Here is a 19950-nt window from a genome sequence, read left to right on the forward strand (position 1 = left end):
GCGGGGTCGGTACGGGTGGGTACGGGTGGGCGGGGTCGGTACGGGTGGGCGGGGTCGGTACGGGTGGGCGGGGTCGTCACCGTCCTTCCCGGGCGTGCCGGGCGATCTGCCGCAGGGCGGCGGCGAAGTCCTCGGCGGCCCGGCGGACGGCCCCGGTGTCGTGGACGGCGGGCCGGTGGTGCCAGGTGAAGGCGAGGCGTCCGTGCTGGGCCGCGCCGACCACCTCCAGCGGGTGGGAGCCGCCGTCCCGGGGGTCGTGGTCCTGGCCGAAGGAGCCGAGTTCGGCGCGGACCAGGCCGTCGCCGGCGGCCTCGGGCCGGGCGTCCCACTGGCCGAGGTAGTTGAAGACGACCTGGCCGTGGCCGCCGGCGGCGAGGCGCTCGCGGACCTCGGGCGTCCCGAAGGTGCGCAGGGCGCCGAAGCCCAGGCCGTTGCCGGGCACCGCGCGCAGCTGGCGGCGGACGGACTTCACCAGGGCCCGCCAGTCGCGGTCCGGGCCGGGCTCGGCCGGGTCGGGGACGTGGAAGGTGACGGGGTGGACGGTGGTGAACCAGCCGACCGTACGGGACAGGTCGACGCCGTCCAGCAGGTCCTCGCGGCCGTGCCCCTCCAGGTCCAGGCCGATCCGCTGCTGCCCGCTCCAGCGGGCCAGGGCGAGGGCGAGGGCGGCCAGCAGCACGTCGTTGACCCGGGTGCGGTAGGCGGCGGGGGCGGCGCGCAGCAGCGCCTCGGTGTCGGCCTCGTCGAGTTCGACGGTGACCGCCGCGGTCTCGGCACCGCCGGGATCGGACGGACCGCCGGTCCCGGACGGGCTGCCGGGCAGGGCCGCCCGGGCGCTCACCGCCTCCTCCCAGTACGGGAGTTCGTGGTCCAGGCCGCCCTCGGCGACATGGGCGGCGAGCCGCTGCGCCCACTCCCGGTAGGAGGTGCCGCGCTCCCCCAGGGTGACCGGCCCGCCCTGGACGGCCTGGCGGTGGGCGCTCTCCAGGTCGTCGCGCAGCACCCGCCAGGAGACGGCGTCGACGACCAGGTGGTGGGCGACCAGGAGCAGCAGGGCCGGGTGCTCCGGGTGGCCGGTGAACAGGGCGGCGCGCAGCAGCGGGCCGCGGGCCAGGTCGAAGCCGGCGTGCAGCTCGTCGGCGGCCTTGGCCATGGCCGCGTCGGCGGCCCCGGCGTCCTGCCCGGTCAGGTCGTGGTGGACCAGGAGGTCCTCGGCGGGGGCGGGCGGCGGGTTGAACTGGTGCCAGCCGGCCTCGTCGCGGGTGAAGCGCATCCGCAGGGCGTCGTGGTGTTCCAGCAGGGCGTCGAGCGCGGTGCGCAGCGCCGCCGGGTCGGGGTCGGCGGAGAGTTCGAGCAGGGTGGACTGGTTGAAGTGGTGGTGGGCGGCGCGCGGGGTGGTCAGGAACCACTCCTGGATGGGGGTGAGCGGGACGCCGCCGGTCACCGGGCCGTCGTCGGCGCGCTCGGTGGCGGTGCGTACGACGGTGGCCAGTTCGGCCACCGTCTGGTGGCTGAACAGGTCGCGGGTGGCCAGGTGCAGGCCGTCGCGGCGCAGCCGGGAGACCACCTGCATGCTGAGGATGGAGTCGCCGCCGAGGAGGAAGAAGTTGTCGTCGGCGCCGACCTCGTCGAGGCCGAGGACGTCGGCCCAGATCCGGGCGATCCGGCGTTCGAGGTCGGTCTCCGGCGCCCGGCCGGGGCCGGCCGCGGCCTGGGCGGGACCGGGGTCGGGCAGGGCCCGCCGGTCGAGCTTGCCGTTGGGGGTGAGCGGGAGCCGCTCCAGCGCGACGAAGGCCGAGGGGACGAGGTGCGGCGGCAGCGTCTCGGCGAGGTGGAGCCGCAGGTCGAGGGCTGGGGCGCCGGCGGTGGCGTCGGCGGGGACGACGTAGCCGACCAGCCGGCCGCCGCCCGGGCCGTCGGCGCGGACGGTGACGACGGCGTCGCGCACCAGGGGGCTGCGGCGCAGGGCGCTCTCGATCTCGCCGGGTTCGATCCGGAAGCCGCGCAGCTTGATCTGCTCGTCGGCGCGGCCGGCGAACCGGAGCTGGCCGTCGGCGGCGCGGCGGGCGAGGTCGCCGGTGCGGTACATCCGCTCGCCGGGGGCGCCGTACGGGTCGGGGAGGAAGCTCCGGGCGGTGAGGCCGGGGCGGCCGAGGTAGCCGCGGGCGAGGCCGGGGCCGGCCAGGTAGAGCTCCCCGGTGACGCCGGGCGGCACCGGCCGCAGGGCGGTGTCCAGGACGTACGCGCGGGTGGCGCCGCTGGGGCGGCCGATCGCGGGGCTGCCGCTGCCGGGGGCGAGCGGGCCGGTCCAGGTGGCGACGACGGTGGCCTCGGTGGGGCCGTAGGAGTTGACCATGCGCCGGCCAGGGGCCCAGGTGTCGACCAGGTCGGCCGGGCAGGCCTCGGCGCCGACGACCAGGGTGCGCAGCCCGGTCAGGGCCGCGGCGGTCTCGGGTTCCAGGGTGGCCAGGGCGGCCGGGGGGATCAGGGTGTGGCTGATCCGGCGGGCGGTCAGGGCCTCGGCGAGCCGTTCGCCGACCAGCGGCCCCTCCTCGCCGGTGACGAGGGCGGCGCCGGAGAGCAGCGAGATGCACAGTTCCAGGACGGAGGCGTCGAAGCTGGGCGAGGCGAACTGGAGCACCCGGTCGCCGGGGCCGACGGCGTACTGCTCGGCGGCGGCGGCCGCGAAGACGGCGAGGCCGCGGTGGGTGACCAGGACGCCCTTGGGCGTTCCGGTGGAGCCGGAGGTGTAGACGGCGTAGGCGGGGTGGGCGGGGGTGAGGGCGCTGGTGCGGTCGGCGTCGGTGGGCGCGGTGTCCGGGCCCTCGGCGGCCCAGACCTGGGCCGGGTCGTCGAGCAGCAGGTGGGCGGCGGCGTCGCGGACCATGAACTCCCGCCGGGGCGCCGGGTAGTCGGGGTCGACGGGGAGGAAGGCGCCGCCGGCCTTGGCGACGGCGAGTTGGGCGACCACCATGGCCGCCGAGCGGGGCAGGGCGAGGGCGACCAGCCGCTCGGGGCCGACGCCGCGCCGGATGAGCTGGTGGGCCAGCCGGTTGGCGGCCCGGTCGAGGTCGGCGTAGCTCAGCTCCCGTTCGCCGTCGAGCAGGGCCGGTGCCCCGGGGGTGGCGGCGGCCCGGCGCTCGAACAGCTCGGGCAGGGTCGCCTCGGGGACGGGGCGGAAGCCGCCGTGCGGCTCGGCGGGCGACTCCTCCGGGCCGGCCAGCGGCAGCGCGCCGACGGCGCGGGACGGGTCCTCGGCGACGGCGGTGAGCAGGGTGGCGAGCTGGCCGGCCATCCGCTCGACGGTGGCCGGGTCGAACAGGTCGGTGTCGTAGGTGAACAGGCCGTGCAGGGCGCCGCTCGCGGTCTCGACGAACTCCAGCACCAGCTCGAAGGGCGTCCGTACGGCGTCGGGCTCGATGCCGGTCACGTCGAGGCCCGGGAGGTCGGGTTCCGCGGACGGCGCGTTCTGGAGCACCACGTGGACCTGGAACAGCGGGCTGCGGCTGGTGTCGCGCACCGGCTGGACTTCGTCGACCACCTTCTCGAAGGGCACGTCCTGGTGGGCGAAGGCGTCGAGGACGGTCTGCCGCACCTCGCCGAGGAGGGCGTCGAAGGGCTGTCCGGGCTCGACCCGGGAGCGCAGCACCAGGGTGTTGACGAAGAATCCGACGAGCCGCTGGACCTCGGGCCGGTGCCGGCCGGAGGTGATGGTGCCGACGGTGATGTCGCTGTCCCCGCAGAGCCGGGCCAGGTAGGCCTGGGCGGCGGCGACCAGGGTGGTGAACAGGGTGGCGCCGCGCCGCCGGCCGACCTCGGCCAGCCGGCGGGCGGTGTCGGCGGGCAGCTCCAGCCGGACGGTGGCGGCGTTGGCGGCGTTGGCGGTGCGCACCGCGGGCCGGGGCCGGTCGGTGGGCAGCTGCGGCGGGACCACGCCGGTCAGTTGGCCCTTCCAGTAGGCGAGCTGGTCCCCGGTGGGCGCCCCGGCGGTGCGCTGCCAGTGGGCGTAGTCGGCGTACTGCACCGGCAGGGGTGCCAACTCGGCTCCGGTGGAGCCGAGTTCGGCGCGGTAGAGGTGGGCCAGGTCGGTGAGCAGCACGCCGGTGGACCAGCCGTCGGTGACCATGTGGTGCAGGGTCAGCGCCAGCACGTGCTCGCGGTCGGCCAGCCGGGCCAGGGTGGCGCGCAGCAGTGGTCCGCGGCGCAGGTCGAAGGGGCGGGCGCGGTCGGCGGCGAGCAGGTCGCGCAGGGCCCGCGGCCGTTCGTCGGCGGGCCGCCCGGAGAGGTCGTGCAGCGGCAGCGGCACGGCGTGCGGCGGGTGGACCAGTTGGACGCCGTGGCCGTCGACGCTGTCGAAGGTGGTGCGCAGCGACTCGTGCCGGGCCGTCAGGGCGTCCAGGGCCGCGCCGAGGGCGCCGGTGTCGAGGGTGCCGCGCAGCCGCAGCGCGAGCGCGACGTTCTCGGAGACGCCGGGCGTGAACTCCTCCAGGAACCAGAGGCGCTGCTGGGCGTGGGACATCGGGGCGGCGCCCGTGCGGGGCACCGGGACGACGGGCGGGCGGGCCGGGGCGGCGGACTCCTCGGTGAGCAGCCGGGCCAGGCCGGCCGGGGTGGGGTGGTCGAAGACGGCGCGGGGGCCGAGCTCGGTGCCGAAGGCCTCGGTGAGGCGGGCGGCGAGCCGGATGCTGAGGATGGAGTCGCCGCCAAGGTCGAAGAAGCCCTCGTCGGTGCCGGGCGGGCGGATGCCGAGGACCTCGGCGAAGAGCTCGGTGGTGCGGCGTTCGGCCGCGGTGCGCGGTTCGACCCGCTCGCGGCGCCCGCCGGGCCGCTCCTCGGGGGCCGGGAGGGCGGCGCGGTCGACCTTGCCGTTGCGGCTCAGCGGGAGGGCATCGAGCGGGACGAAGGCGGCCGGGACGAGGTAGTCGGGCAGGGCGCGGGCGGCGAACTCCCGCAGTTCGCCGGGGTCGGGGGCGCCGTCGGTGCCGACGGCGTAGGCGACCAGCCGGCGGGCGCCGGGCCGGTCCTCGCGGACGACCACGGCGACGTCGGCGACCAGCGGGTGGGCGGCCAGGGCCGCCTCCACCTCGGCGGGCTCGACCCGGAAGCCGCGGATCTTCACCTGGTCGTCCGCGCGGCCGAGGAACTCCACGGTGCCGTCCGGGCGGCGCCGGGCGAGGTCCCCGGTGCGGTACATCCGGGCACCGGGCGGGCCGGAGGGGTCGGCGAGGAAGCGGGCGGCGGTCGCGCCGGGGCGGCCCAGGTAGCCGCGGGCCAGGCCCTCGCCGGCCAGGTAGAGCTCGCCCGCGCAGCCCGGCGGGACGGGCCGCAGCCGGGCGTCCAGGACGTGCGCCCGGCGGTCGTCCAGCGGGCGGCCGATCGGGACGGTGTCGGGCACCGCGGCGGCGTCCGACAGGGCGTGGGCGGTGGCGAAGGTGGTGGTCTCGGTGGGCCCGTAGCCGTCCACCACGGTCAGCCCGGGGCAGGCCGCCAGGACGCGGCGCACGGCGGCGGCGGGCACCACGTCGCCGCCGGTCCACAGGGTCCGCAGGCCGCCGAAGCAGTCCGGCGCGTCCTGGGCGAGCAGCCGGAACAGCCCTGCGGTGAGCCAGAGCGCCGTCGGCCCGTCGGGGCCGGCGAGGCGGCGCAGCAGGGCGGCGTCCACCGGCCCGTCGGGGGCGACGAGCACGCAGCCGCCGTTCAGCAGCGGCGCCCAGACCTCGAAGGTGGCGGCGTCGAAGGCGACCGGCGAGTGCAGCAGCACCCGGGCGCAGCGGCCGCCGGTGAAGCGGCTGTCGGTGGCGAGCGAGGCCACGTCGCGGTGGCGGACGGCGACGGCCTTGGGCTCGCCGGTGGAGCCGGAGGTGTACATCACGTACGCCAGCCGGTCCGGGTCGGCGGGCGGCAGGTCCGGGGCGGCCGCTCCGTCGCGGGCGGCGGCGACCTGTCCGGCGGTCAGGGTCGCGGCCGCGCCGGCCCGCTCCAGCAGGGTGCGGCGGCGCTCCTCGGGGGCGCGCCGGTCGACGGGCAGGTAGGCGCCGCCGGCCTTGAGGACGGCCAGCTGGGCGACGACGAGTTCGGTGCCGCGGTCCATCGCCAGGGCGACCCGGTCCTCGGGGGCCAGGCCGTCGGCGAGCAGCCGGGCGGCCAGCCGGTCGGACCAGTCGTCCAGCCCGCGGTAGTCCAGCTCGCGCCCGCCCTCGCGCACGGCGGGGGCGTCGGGGGTGCGGCGGACCTGTTCGGCGAAGACCCGCAGCGGGCTGCGCGGCTCCGGCGGGCGGGCGGTGGCGTGCCAGGAGGCGAGCAGGTCGCGGTCGGCCGGGGTGAGCGGGTCCAGTGCGGCGAGGTCGCCGTCCAGGCCGTCGGCGAGGGCGGTCAGCAGCAGGGCGAGACGGTCGGCGGCGTCCCGGGCGGTGCGCTGGTCGAAGAGCGCGGGGTCGTACGCCAGGTCGAAGGCGAGCTGTCCGCTCAGGTGGGCGCGCAGGCACCAGGGGAAGGTGGTGGCGTCGTCGGCGCGCACCTCGACCACCCGGACGCCGGTGCGGTCCGCGGCGGACTCGTCGACGGGGTAGTTCTCGAACACCAGCATGCTGTCGAACAGCGGCTCCCCGGCGGGCAGTTCGCTCAGGCCCTGGATCCGGGTCAGCGCCAGGTGGTCGTGGCCGCGGCCCTCGCTCTGCCGGTCCTGGAGGTCGCGCAGCCAGGGCAGCACGCCGCCCGACGGAATGCGGACCCGGGCGGGCACGGTGTTGATGAACAGCCCGATCATCGTCTCGACGCCGGGCAGTTCGGCCGGGCGCCCGGAGACGGTGGTGCCGAAGACGACGTCCGCGGTGCCGCCGTAGCGGGCCAGCAGCAGCGCCCAGGCGCCCTCGACCAGGGTGTTGACGGTCAGTCCGGCGGCGGCGGCGTTCTCCCGCAGCCGGGCGGAGGCCGCCTCGTCCAGGACGCGGTGGACGGCGGCGGTGGAGCGGGCCCGGTGGGCGCCGGCGGGGCGGCGGTCGTAGGGCAGCGCGGTCCGTTCGGTGAACCCGGCGAGCGCGGCGCTCCAGTGCTCCTCGGCGGCCCGCCCGTCCTGCTCGCGCAGCCAGGCCAGGAAGTCCGCGAACGGGCGGCGGACGGGGCGGGGCGCCTGCGGGCCGCCGGTCAGCGCGGCGTACTCCTCGCAGACCTCGGTGAGCAGCTGGCCGGTGCTCCAGCCGTCCAGGATCACGTGGTGGGTGGACCAGAGCAGCAGCACCTCCTCCCCGGGCAGCGCGGCCAGGACGAGGCGGGTGAGCGGCGCGGTGCCCAGGTCCAGGCCGGCGGCCCGCTCCTCGGCGAGCAGCCGCTCGGTCTCCTCGGCCCGCCGTTCGGGCGTCAGGGCGCGCCAGTCGAGGTGGCGGACGGGCAGGGCGGCGCGGCGCGCGACCAGCTGGACGGGGTGCGGCAGGCCGCGCCAGTGCACGGCGGTGCGCAGCGCCGGGGTGCGGTCGGCGACCTGCTGCCAGGCGGCGGCGAAGGCCGCCGGGTCGCCGACGCCGGCCAGCCGGACGGCGATCCGGTCCACGTAGGCGCCGTCCTCGTCGACCAGGCCGTGGAAGAGCATGCCGGACTGCAGCGGGGTCAGCGGCAGCAGGTCCGCGGCCTCGCGGCCGTCGCCGACCAGGCCGTCCAGCCGTTCCTGGTCGAGGCCGGCCAGCGGGAAGTCGGACGGGGTGCGGCCGCCGGCGCCGGGGCCCGCACAGTGCTCGGCCAGCTCGCGCAGCGCCTGGAGGGTCTGCTCGGCGAGGGCGCGGACGGCGGCCTCCTCGTAGACCTCCGCCGGGTAGGTCCAGCCCAGTTCGAGCCGGCCGTCCTGGACGGCCCCGATGACGTCGAGCAGGTAGGGGCGGGGCTCGTCGGGGTCGGTGTCGCGCCCGGCCGGGGGCAGCGAGCCGCGCAGCAGCCCGTCGGCGCCGGTGCGGGTGTCCCACTGGCCGTGGTAGTTGAAGCCGACCTGCGGCGCGGCCGCGCCTTCCGGGAGGGCGGACGGGAGCAGGTGGCGCAGCGCGCCGTGGCTGAGTCCGCGCAGCGGGATGGCGCGCAGCTGCTCCTTGACCGAACGCAGGGTGCGGTGCCAGCCGGCCTCGGGGTCGACGCGCAGGGCGAGCGGGAACTCGGCGGTGAACCAGCCGACCGTCCGGGAGAGGTCCTGGTCGGGGAAGAGGTCCTCGCGGCCGTGGCCCTCCACCCCGATCAGCACCGTGTCCCGGCCGCACCAGCGGGCCAGGGTGCGGCCGAGGGCGCTGAGCAGGACGTCGTTGACCTGGGTGCGGTAGACCTCCGGGACGCGGCGCAGCAGCGCCCCGGTGGTCGCCTCGTCCAGCGTCACGGTGACGGTGGCGGCACTGCCGTGGGTGTTGGCGCCCGGGCGCCCGGCGGGCAGTCCGGCCGGGGCCTCGCCGGTGCGGGTCCAGTACGCGGTGTCGCCGTCCAGGGCGCCGGAGCGGGTGTGCCGCTCCAGCCGGGCGGCCCACCGGGTGTAGGAGGTGCCCGGCTCCGGCAGCCGGACGGGCGCGCCGCCGCGGGCGGCCTGGTGGGCGGCTTCGAGGTCGGCCAGCAGGATGCGCCAGGAGACGCCGTCCACGGCCAGGTGGTGGATCGTCAGCACGAGCTGGCCGGGCCGGCCGGCGCCGCCGTCGAAGTACAGGGCGCGCAGCATCCGGCCCTGGAGCGGGTCGAGGGAGCGCTGGGCCTCCTCGGCGGCCCGCTGCACCTCCGTCTCCAGGACGGTCCAGTGGTGGGTGAAGACGCCGTCCGGCGCCTGCTCCCGGACCTCCTGGTGCCAGCCGGCCTCGCCGTGGCGGAAGCGGGTGCGCAGCGCCGGGTGGTGCTCCACCAGCGCGAGCACCGCCTGCCGCAGCGCGGCCGGGTCGGTGTCCGGGGCCAGCACCAGCCGCTGGGTCATGGTGAAGCGCAGCGCCTCGCCGGGGCGGCGCCCGTCGAGGTACCAGTGCTGGATCGGGGTGAGCGGGGCCTCGGCGGGCTCGGCCTCCTCCGCTTCCGTCCGTACGGTCGACTCCCCGGCGCAGAGGGCGAGTTCGGCGACGTTCTGGTAGCGGAAGACGTCCTTGGTGGTGAGGGCGAGTCCGGCGGCGCGGGCCCGGGAGACGATCTGGATGCTGAGGATGGAGTCGCCGCCGAGCGCGAAGAAGTTGTCCCGGGCGCCGACCCGCCGCACGCCCAGCACCTCGGCCCAGATCGCGGCGAGCCGCTCCTCGGTGCCGGGGCGCGGGGCGACGTACGGGGTGGTGCGGTCCGGCTGGGCGGGCGGGGCGGGCAGGGCGCGCCGGTCGGTCTTGCCGCTGGTGGTGCGCGGGACGCGGGCGAGCGGGACGAAGGCGGTGGGCACCAGGTGGTCGGGCAGGGTGCGCCGCAGCCAGGCGCGCAGCTCCTCGGCGGGCGGCACCCGGTCGCCGGCCGGCACCGGGTAGCCGACCAGCAGGGTGCGGCCGCCCTGTTCGCGGGCGGCGACGGCGCAGTCCGCGAGGTCGGGGTGGGTCAGCAGGGCGGCCTCGACCTCGCCGGGCTCGATCCGGAAGCCGCGGATCTTGACCTGGTCGTCGGCCCGGCCGAGGAACTCCAGCTGCCCGGCGGCGTCCCAGCGGGCGAGGTCGCCGGTGCGGTACATCCGGGTGCCGGGGGCGCCGTACGGGTCGGCGAGGAAGCGGCCGGCGGTGAGCCCGGGCCGGCCGAGGTAGCCGCGGGCGACCTGCCGTCCGGCCAGGTACAGCTCCCCCGGCATGCCGGGCGGCACCGGGCGCAGCGCGCCGTCCAGCACGTAGGCGGTGACGCCGCGGCCCGGCCGGCCGATCACCGGGCGCCCGGGGTGGTCGGCGCAGCGGGCGTAGGCGGCGTCGACGGTGCACTCGGTGGGCCCGTACAGGTTGTAGACGGTGACGCCGAGTCGGGCCCGGACCTCGGCCAGCTCCCGCCAGGTGGCGGCGGGGATCGCCTCGCCGCCGAGCTGGAGCAGCCGGGGGTGGTGCGGGGCGGGGCCGAACAGTCCGGCGGCGGTGAGTTCGCGCAGGTAGGAGGGGGTGACGTTGACGACGTCGAGCCGCTGCTCGACGATCCTGGCGCAGAAGGCCTGCGGGTCCAGCCGGACGTCCTCGTCGATCAGGTGGAGCTCCTGGCCGGAGACCAGCAGCAGCGGGCCCTCCCAGCTGGTGTCGAAGGAGAGGGAGGCGCTGAGGGCGACCTTCAGCCGGGCGCCGTCGGCGGTGTGCGGGGCGAGCATCCCCTCCCGGTGGTCGCGGCAGAGGTTGACCAGCTGGCGGTGCTCGACGACCACGCCCTTGGGGCGGCCGGTGGAGCCGGAGGTGTGGATCAGGTAGGCGGCGTTCCCGGGCCGCAGCGGGGCGGTCCGCTCGGCGTCGGTCAGGTCGTGGCCGGGCAGGGCGTCCCAGGGCACCTCGCGCAGGTCCCGCTCGGTCAGCACCGTGCGCGGCCGGGTGTCCGCCAGCAGCAGGGCGGCCCGCTCCTCGGGCAGGTCCGGGTCGACGAACTGGAGGACGGCCCCGGCCTTGAGCACCGCGAACAGCGCCACCACCAGGTCGGAGGTGCGCGGCAGCCGGACGGCGACCACCTGCTCCGGGCCGGCGCCGAGGGCCGCCAGGTGGCGGGCGAGCCGGTTGGCCCGGGCGTTGAGGGCGGCGTAGTCCAGCGTGGCGTCCCGGGCGACCAGCGCGGTGGCGTCCGGGGTGCGGGCGGCCTGCTCCTCGAACAGGGCGGTGAAGGTGGTGTCCGGCCCGGGCAGCGGCTCGCCCCGGCCCTGGCCCAGCACCTGCCGCCGCTCGTCCCCGCTCATCAGCGGCAGCTCGCCGACGGCCGTCCCGGGCGCCTCGGCGACGGCCGCCAGCAGGGTGGTCAGCCGGTGGGCCAGCTGCTCGGCGGTCCGCGCGTCGAACAGCCCGGTGCTGTACTCCAGGTAGCCGGTCAGGCCGCCGTCGTGCTCGGCGAAGTCGAAGGAGAGGTCGAAGGCGGCGCTGCGGACCGGCGGGGTGACGGGCTCGACCGTCAGGCCGGGCAGCGGGGGCGTCTCGGCGCCGAGGTTGTGCAGTGCCACCATCACCTGGAACAGCGGGGTGCGGCTGGTGTCGCGCTCCGGCTGGAGGGCGTCCACCAGCCGTTCGAAGGGCACCTCCTGGTGGGCCAGGGCGTCCAGCACGGTGTGCTGGGCGGCGGTCAGCAGCTCGTGGAAGGTCAGTTCGGGGCGGATGTCGCCGCGCAGCACCAGGGTGTTGACGAACATGCCGACCACGTCGTGGAGTTCGCCCTGCTCGCGGCCGGAGGTGACGGTGCCGACGGCGACGTCGCGCTGCCCGGACCAGCGGGCCAGCAGCACCTGGCAGGCGGCCAGCAGGACGGTGTAGAGGGTGCCGTCGGCCTCGCGGCCGCGCTCGCGCAGCCGGGCGGTCAGCTCGGCGGGCAGCATGAAGGTCGTCAGCGCGCCCTCCCGGGTGCGCACCGCCGGGCGCGGCCGGTCGGTGGGCAGTTCCAGCGGGGCCAGGCCGTCCAGGGCCCGGCGCCAGTGGTCGAGGTCGGCCTCGGCGGCGGCGGTGCGGGTGCGCTGCCAGGCCGCGTAGTCGGTGTACCGGACGGGCAGCGCGGGCAGCCGGGGGCTCCGCCGTTCGAGGGCGGCGGCGTACAGCTCGCCGAGGTCGCGGCCGAGTACGCCCATCGACCAGCCGTCGGTGGCGATGTGGTGCACCGCCAGGGCGAGGACGTGCTCCTCGGCGGCCGTCCGGGCCAGGTGGGCGCGGAGCACGGGGCCTTCGGCGAGGTCGAAGGGGGCGGTGGCGATCCGCTCCAGGTGGGCGTCCAGCTCCGCCGCCGGGACGTCCGCGCAGGGCAGCTCGACGGGGTGCGGCGGGCGCACCACCTGCCGGGCCCGGCCGTCCCGTTCGGCGTAGGTGGTGCGCAGCGCCTCGTGCCGCTCGACCAGGGCGTCCAGGGCGGCGCCCAGCGCGGCCCGGTCGAGGGCGCCGCGCAGCCGCAGCACGGACAGCGAGGTGTACTCGGTGCTGCCGGGCTCGAAGCGGTCGAGGAACCAGAGCCGCTGCTGGGCGTAGGAGAGCGGCGCGTCGGCCGCCGGGTCGGCGGCGGGGATGACGGCCGGTGCGGCGCCGGGGCGCGGGGCGCCGAGCGCCTCGGCCAGGTCGGCGAGCACGGGGTGGGTGAACAGCACCCGGGGCGAGAGGTCGGCGGCGCCGAAGGCGGCGCGCAGCCGGGCGGTGACCCGTACGGCGAGGATGGAGTCCCCGCCGAGGGCGAAGAAGTCGTCCTCGGCGCCGACCGCGCCGGTGTCCAGGACCTCCGCCCAGGCCTCGGCGACCAGCCGCTCGGCGGGGGTGCGGGGCGCGGTGCGCTCGCGGCCGGCCGCGAAGCCGTCCGGGCCGGGCACCGGCAGGGCGCGCCGGTCCAGCTTGCCGTTGGGGGTGAGCGGCAGGGCGGCCAGCGGGACGTAGGCGGCGGGCACCAGGTAGGCGGGGAGCAGGCGTTCCAGGTGGGCGCGCAGCTCGGCGGCGCCGGGCGGCCGGGCCGGGTCCTCCCCGACGAGGTGGGCGACCAGCCGGCGGGTGCCGGTGGCGTCCTCGTGGACGCCGACGGTGGCCAGGGCGACGCCCGGGTGGGTCTGGAGGGCGGCCTCGATCTCGCCGGGTTCGATCCGGTAGCCGCGGATCTTGACCTGCTGGTCGGCGCGGCCCAGGTAGCGCAGGGTGCCGTCGGCCTGCCAGCGGGCCCGGTCGCCGGTGCGGTACATCCGGGTGCCGGGGGCGCCGAAGGGGTCGGCGAGGAAGCGGCCGGCGGTCAGGCCGGGCCGGTTGAGGTAGCCGCGGGCCAGCCCCTCGCCCGCCACGTACAGTTCGCCGACGGCGCCCGGGGGCACCGGGGCGAGGTCGCCGTCGAGCACGTACAGCCGCAGGTCGGCGATGCCGGTGCCGATCGGGCCGGGGCCGCCGGCGGTGGCGGTCGCCAGGTTCAGCGCGGTGTGGGTGACGTGCACGGTGGTCTCGGTGATGCCGTACATGTTCACCAGGCGCGGCGCGTCCTCGGGGTGGCGCCGGTACCAGTCGGCGAGCCGGGTGACGTCCAGCGCCTCGCCGCCGAAGACCACCGTGCGCAGCGCCAAGCGGGCTGATATGTCCGGGAGTTCGGCGTCGGCGCGGGCCAGCTGGTGGAACGCGGACGGGGTCTGGTTGAGGACGGTGACCCGCTCCTCGGCGAGCAGCCGCAGGAAGTCCTCCGGGGAGCGGGCGGTGTCCTCGGGCACCACGACGAGCCGGCCGCCGTGCAGCAGCGGGCCCCACAGCTCCCAGACCGAGAAGTCGAAGGTGTAGGAGTGGAAGAGCGTCCAGACGTCCTCGGCGCCGAAGCCGAACAGCTCGCGGGTCTGCTCGAACAGCCGGACCACGTTGGCGTGCGGCACCACGACGCCCTTGGGGCGGCCGGTGGAGCCGGAGGTGAAGATGGCGTAGGCGGGGCTGTCGGGCAGCGGGCGGTGGCCGGCGCCGAGCGGGCCGGCCGGGCGGCGGGCCAGGTCGGCGCGCACCCCGGGGTCGGCCAGGGCGAGGACGGGGACCTCGACGCCGGTCGGATCGGCCGGGGGCTCCAGGGTGACCAGGGCCACCGGGGCGGCGTCGCGCAGCAGTTCGGCGCGGCGTTCGGCGGGCAGGCCCGGGTCGAGCGGCAGGTAGGCCGCGCCGGTCTTGAGGACGGCGAGGACGGCCACCACCAGCTCGGCGGTGCGGGGCAGCGCCAGGGCGACGTACCGCTCGGGGGCGGCGCCGAGCCCGGCCAGCCGGTGGGCGAGCCGGTCGGCCCGGGCGTCCAGCTCGGCGTAGTCGAGGTGCTCCCCGCCGCAGGTGACGGCCTCGGCCCGCGGGGTGCGGGCGGCCCGCTCCTCGAACAGGTCGACCAGGGTGCGCGCGGGCCGGCCCTGCGCGGTGCCGTTCCAGTCGACCAGCAGCCGGCGGCGCTCCTCCTCGGTGGTCCAGGCCAGCGCGCGCAGCGGGCGGTCCAGCCCGGCGGCCAGCTCGGTGAGCAGCAGGCGCAGCCGCCCGGCGAGGGCGTCCACCGTCGCGGCGTCGAACAGCTCCGGGTCGTAGGCGAGGTCGAAGCCGACCTGCCCGCCCTGGTAGGCGCGCAGCACCAGCGGGAAGCTGGTGGCGTCCCGGGAGGAGACCTCGGCCAGGCGAACTCCGGTGCCGGCGGCGCGGGCGTCGTCGAAGGGGTAGTTCTCGAAGGCGACGATGCTGTCGAACAGCGCGCTGCCGGCGGGGACGTCGCTGAAGCCGGTGAGTTCGGCGAGCGAGACCGCCGAGTGCCGGCGGGCCTCGGCCTGGTCCGCCTGGAGCTCCCGCAGCCAGTCGGCGGCGGTGCGCTCGCCGTCCACCCGGACCCGGGTGGGCAGGGTGTTGATGAACATGCCGATCATCGACTCGACACCGGGCAGCTCCTCGGGCCGGCCGGAGACGGTGGTGCCGAACAGCACGTCCGGCTCGCCGCTGTAGCGGGACAGCAGCAGCGCCCAGGCGCCCTGCACCACGGTGCCGAGGGTCAGCCCGGACTGCCGTGCGGTGCGGGCGAGTTGCTCGGAGACCTGCTCGGACAGGGCGGCGCTGAGGCTGCCCGCCGAGCGGGCCTGGTGGGCCTCGCGCCGCGCCCGGTCGGCGGGCAGCGGGGTGGCGGTGGCGAAGCCGTCCAGGACGGACCGCCAGTGGGCCCGGGCGGCCCCGGCGTCCTGCCCGGCCAGCCAGTGCACGTAGTCGGCGAAGGGCCGGCGCACCGCCGGGGCGGGGGCGGCGCCGGTGGTGAGCGCCGCGTACTCGGCGAACACGTCGGTGAGCACCTGGGCGAGGCTCCAGCCGTCCAGGACCAGGTGGTGGGAGGTCCACAGCAGCTGGACCCGGGCCTCGGGCAGCCGGACCAGGGTGAGCCGGGTGAGCGGGGCGGTGGCGATGTCCAGGCCGAGGGCGAGGTCCTCGGCCTTCAGCCGCTCCAGCCGTTCGGCGCGCTCGGCCGGGTCGACGGCCCGCAGGTCCAGGTGGGTCACCGGCAGCCGGACGCCCCGGCGCACCACCTGGAGCGGGGCGGGCACGCCCTCCCAGACCACGGAGGTGCGCAGCGCGGGCGTACGGTCGGCGACCCGCTGCCAGGCCAGGGCGAGGGCGTGCGGGTCGGCGACGCCCTCCAGCAGCAGGGCGGCCTGGTCCAGGTAGACGTCGTCCTCGCCGCCGACCAGGCGGTGGAAGAGCATGCCCTCCTGGAGCGGGGTGAGCGGCAGCAGGTCCGTCACCTCCCGGCCGTCGCCGACCAGCCGGTCCAGCGCGGCCTGGTCGAGGCCGGCCAGCGGGAAGTCGGAGGGGGTGCGGCCGCCGGCGCCGGGGCTCGCGCAGTGCTCGACGATGCCGGTGAGCGCGGCGGCGGTGGCCTCGGCCAGGGCCCGGACGGTCTCCTCCCGGTGCACCCGGTCGCTGTAGTGCCAGGTGAGTTCCAGCTCGCCGTCGGCGACGACGGCGGAGACGTCGAGCAGGTGGTCCAGCGGCTCGTCGGGGGCGAGGTCGCGGCCGGGGGCCTGCCCGGCGGGGGCGAAGTCGCCGCCCTCGGGGGCGGTCCACTGGCCGTGGTAGTTGAAGCAGACCTGCGGCAGCGGACGGTCCCTCAGCGCGGCGGCCGAGCCGAGCCGGGCGAGGGCCTCGTAGCCAAGCCCCCGGCTGGGCACGGCGCGCAGCCGCTCCTTGACCCGCTTGAGGGTGGCGGCCCAGTCCGTCCCTTCCGGCAGGTCCAGGGTGACGGGGTACTGGGTGGTGAACCAGCCGACGGTGCGGGAGAGGTCGAGGCCGTCGAAGAGGTCCTCGCGGCCATGGCCCTCCAGGGCGACGGCGACCCGCCCGGTGCCGGTCCAGTCGGCGAGGGCCCGGCCCAGCGCGCTGAGCAGCACGTCGTTGACCTGGGTCCGGTAGGCCTCGGGGACCTTCCGCAGCAGCGCCTCGGTGGTGGCCCGGTCGAGCCGGTGGCGCAGGGTGCGCACCGAGCCGGCGGTGGGGGTGCCGGGCAGGTCGACGGGCAGCGGCCCGGCGGGGGCGGCGGTCTCGGCGGTCCAGTACGGCAGGTCCGCGTCCAGGCCGCCGGTCCGGACGAGTTCGGCGAGCCGGTGGGCCCAGTCGGTGAAGGCGGTGGGCTCGGGCGCCGGGTCGGGGGTGCGGCCCTCGGCGGCCTGCCGGTAGGCCTGTGCCAGGTCGGCGAGCAGGACCCGCCAGGAGACGCTGTCGACGGCCAGGTGGTGGGCGGTCAGGAGGAGTTGGGGCCGGGCGCCCTCGGCGGGCCGGAACAGGACGGCGCGCAGCAGCGCCCCGGTGGCCGGGTCCAGCTCGGCGCGGGCGGCCTCGGCGGCCGCCTCCCGTTCCGCCTCCCGGTCGCCGGCGGGGCCGGTGGCCGGGTCGAGGGCGGTCAGCAGCGCTCCGGCGTCCGCGGCCGGCTCCTGCCGCCAGCCGTCCCCGGTGCGGGTGAAGCGGGTGCGCAGCGCCGGGTGGGCCGCCACCAGCGCGCCCAGCGCCCGGTCCAGCGCGGCTTCGTCCAGCCCGTACGGCAGGTCGAGCAGCATCGACATGGTGAAGTGCCGCAGCGGGCCGTGGGCGGCGAAGAACCACTCCTGGACGGGGGTCAGCGGGGCGGGCCCGTCCTGGTGGTGGCGCGGCGCGGGGGCGGCCGGCGGCTCGGCGGTGCGGGCCGCGGCGGCCAGGTCGGCGACGGTCTGGTGGCGGAAGACGTCCTGGGAGCCGATCCGCAGGCCCGCCGCGCGGGCCCGGGAGACGGCCTGGATGCTCAGGATCGAGTCGCCGCCGAGTTCGAAGAAGTTGTCGGTGACGCCGACCCTGGGCACGCCCAGCACCTCGGCCCAGATGGCGGCGAGGGTCTCCTCCTCGGGGGTGCGCGGGGCGGTGAACTCCCCTTCCCGGACGTCGGTTTCGGGGGCGGGCAGGGCGCGGCGGTCGAGCTTGCCGCTGGTACCGAGCGGCAGGGCGTCGAGCACGGTGAAGGAGGACGGCACCAGGTGGTCGGGCAGCACCCGGCGCAGGGCGGCGCGCAGGTCGGCGGCGGGGCGGGCGGCGCCGTCGGCGAAGACCAGGTAGGCGGCCAGCCGGTGGTGGCCGTGGGCGTCGGGGACGGCGGCCACGGCGGCGGCGCGGACCTCGGGCAGCTCCAGCAGGGCCGCCTCGATCTCGCCGGGTTCGATCCGGTGACCGCGCACCTTGACCTGGTCGTCGGCGCGGCCGAGGTACTCCAGGCGCCCGTCGGCCGTCCAGCGGGCCAGGTCGCCGGTGCGGTACATCCGGGTGCCGGGCGGGCCGTACGGGTCGGCGGTGAAGCGGGCGGCGGTCAGGCCGGGGCGGCCGTCGTAGCCGCGGGCGACCTGCTCGCCGGCCAGGTGGAGCTCACCGCTGACCCCGGGCGGCACGGGCTGGAGCCGGCCGTCCAGGACGTAGGCGCGGACGTTGGGCAGCGGGCGGCCGATCAGCGGCCGGTCCCCGCCGTCGATCCGGCAGGCGATGGCGTCGACGGTGCACTCGGTGGGGCCGTAGTAGTTGTAGGCGGCCGTCTCCGGGCGGGCGGCGAGCTCGCGCCAGAGCCGGGGGGCGACCGCCTCGCCGCCGAGCATCAGCACCCGGGGGCGGTGGCGGGGGTCGTCGAGCAGCCCGGCGGGCAGCAGTTGGCGCAGGTAGGAGGGGGTGAGGTCGAGGAAGTCGATCCGGTGGCGGACGACGTACTCGACCAGGGCGGCCGGGTCCATCCGGGTGGTCTCGTCGACGAGGTGCAGCGGGTGGCCGTCCGCGAGCAGCAGCAGGCCCTCCAGCGAGGTGTCGAAGGAGAAGGAGGCGGTCAGGGCGACGTTCAGCGGGCCGCCGCCCGCGTCGGCGACGAAGCCGGCCCGGTGGGCGGCGAGCAGGTGGGCCAGGGCGCGGTGCGGGACGCTGACGCCCTTGGGGCGACCGGTGGAGCCGGAGGTGTAGAGCACGTACGCGGGGGTCGCGAGGTCCGGCGTGGGAAGGACGACGTCGACCGGGTCGTCGTTGCCCAACAGGTCGCGCAGGGTGTCCTCGTCCAGGAACAGGGCCGGCCCGGCGTCCTCGAGCACGTAGACGACCCGCTCCCAGGGCAGCGCCGGGTCGAGCGGCAGGTAGCCGGCGCCGACCTTCCAGACCGCGAGGACGGCCACCACCAGGTCGGCGGTGCGCGGCAGTCGCAGCGCGACCAGCCGTTCGGGGCCGGCGCCGGTGGTGGCCAGTCGGCGGGCGAGCCGTTCGGCGCGGGCGTCCAGTTCGGCGTAGTCGAGGCGCTCCTCCCCCGCGACCAGGGCCAGGGCGTGCGGGGTCCGTTCGGCCCGGCGCCGGAGCAGCTCCGGCAGGCCGACGGCCTCGACGGGCAGCTCGGTGGCGTTCCAGCCCCGGGTGACCTGCTCGGTCTCCCGCGCGGAGAGCAGCGGCAGGGTGGCGAGCGGGCGGTCCGGTTCGGCGGCGGCGCCCTCCAGCAGGCGCAGCAGCTGCTCGGCCATCCGGCCCGCGGTGGGGGCGTCGAAGAGGTCGGCGCGGTACTCCAGGACGCCGGTGAGCGCCTCGCCGTCGGGGACGAACTCCACGCTGAGGTCGAAGGTGGCGGCCTGCCGGGGCACGGTGACCGGGGCGGTGGCGAGTCCGGGCCGGTCCCCGGAGGTGGGCGGGGCGGGGTGCAGCAGCACCAGGACGTCGAACAGCGGGTTGCGGCCGGCCTCGCGGGGCGCGCCGACCACCTCGACGATCCGTTCGAAGGGCGTGTCGCCGTGTGCGAGGGCGTCGTTGCCGGTCTCGGTGGCGGCGGCGAGCAGCTCGCGGAAGGAGGCGTCGGGCGCCACCCGGGTGCGCAGCACCACCGTGTTGACGAAGCAGCCGACGGCCCGTTCCAGCTCGGTGCGGGTGCGCCCGGCCATCAGCGAGCCGACGGTGACGTCCTCCTGGCCGGACCAGCGGGCGAGCAGCGCCTGGGTGCCGGCCACCAGCGCGGTGTTGAGGGTGCCCTGCTGCTCGGTCGCGAGGGCGCGCAGCCGGGCGGTGAGCGGCGCGGGGACGGTGAAGGTGTGCAGGCCGCCGGGGCCGGCCTCCTCGCCGCGCCGCGGGTGGTCCAGCGGCAGGTCGGACGGCACGGCGCCGGCCAGCTTCTCCCGCCAGTGGGCGAGCTGCCGCTCCAGCCGGTCGCCGGCGAGCTGCTCGCGCTGCCAGGCCGCGAAGTCCGGGTACTGGGCGGCGACTTCGGGCAGTGCGGGGTCGGCGCCACGGGCCAGGGCCTCGTAGGCGGTGCACAGCTCGTCCAGGACGACGCCCATCGACCAGCCGTCGGTGACGATGTGGTGGGCGGTCAGCTGCAGGACGTGGGCGTGCGGCGCCTCGGCGACCAGCAGGGCGCGCAGCAGCGGCCCCCGTTCGAGGTCGAAGGGCCGGGAGTACTCCCGGAGCAGGACGGCGTCCAGGCTCTCGCCCTCGGCCGGTTCGCGGACCGGCAGCTCCACCGGCCCGGGCTCCCGGACGGTCGGCACCGGCCGGCCGTCGCTCTCCGCGAAGGTGGTGCGCAGCGCCTCGTGGCGCGCCACCACGGCGGTCAGCGCCGCGGCGAGCGCGGTGCGGTCCAGCTCGCCGGTGAAGCGCAGGGCGACGGCGCTGTTGTAGCGCGGGTCCCCGGGGCGCAGCCGGTCGAGGAACCAGAGCCGCTGCTGGACGAAGGACGGCGGCAGCGGACGGCCGCGGTCGGCGCGCGGGATGGCCCGCTCGGCGGCGGCCCCGTCGCCGCCGGACCGGCCGGCCAGCCGCCGGCGCAGGGCTTCGCGCAGGTCGGCGGGCAGGGCCGCGGCGCGGTCCCGCTTCGAGGGCGTCGGAGGCGTCGAAGGCGTCATGGTCG

1 protein-coding gene is annotated in these 19950 nt (G+C 77.4%); it reads right to left on the minus strand.

From position 1 onward, the window contains the following. Positions 1-76: 76 nt before the first annotated feature. On the minus strand, positions 77-19945 hold the full coding sequence (locus AMK13_RS15865) for a non-ribosomal peptide synthetase (protein ID WP_107418752.1): 19869 nt from the start codon (positions 19943-19945) through the stop codon (positions 77-79). Positions 19946-19950: the final 5 nt, after the last annotated feature.

Source organism: Streptomyces sp. CB02056 (assembly GCF_001905545.1).
GTDB lineage: Bacteria > Actinomycetota > Actinomycetes > Streptomycetales > Streptomycetaceae > Kitasatospora.

Bases quoted from the DNA above. Each gene is read 5' to 3' on its own strand.
- AMK13_RS15865 (WP_107418752.1), bottom strand. From the start codon at position 19,945: ATGACGCCTTCGACGCCTCCGACGCCCTCGAAGCGGGACCGCGCCGCG.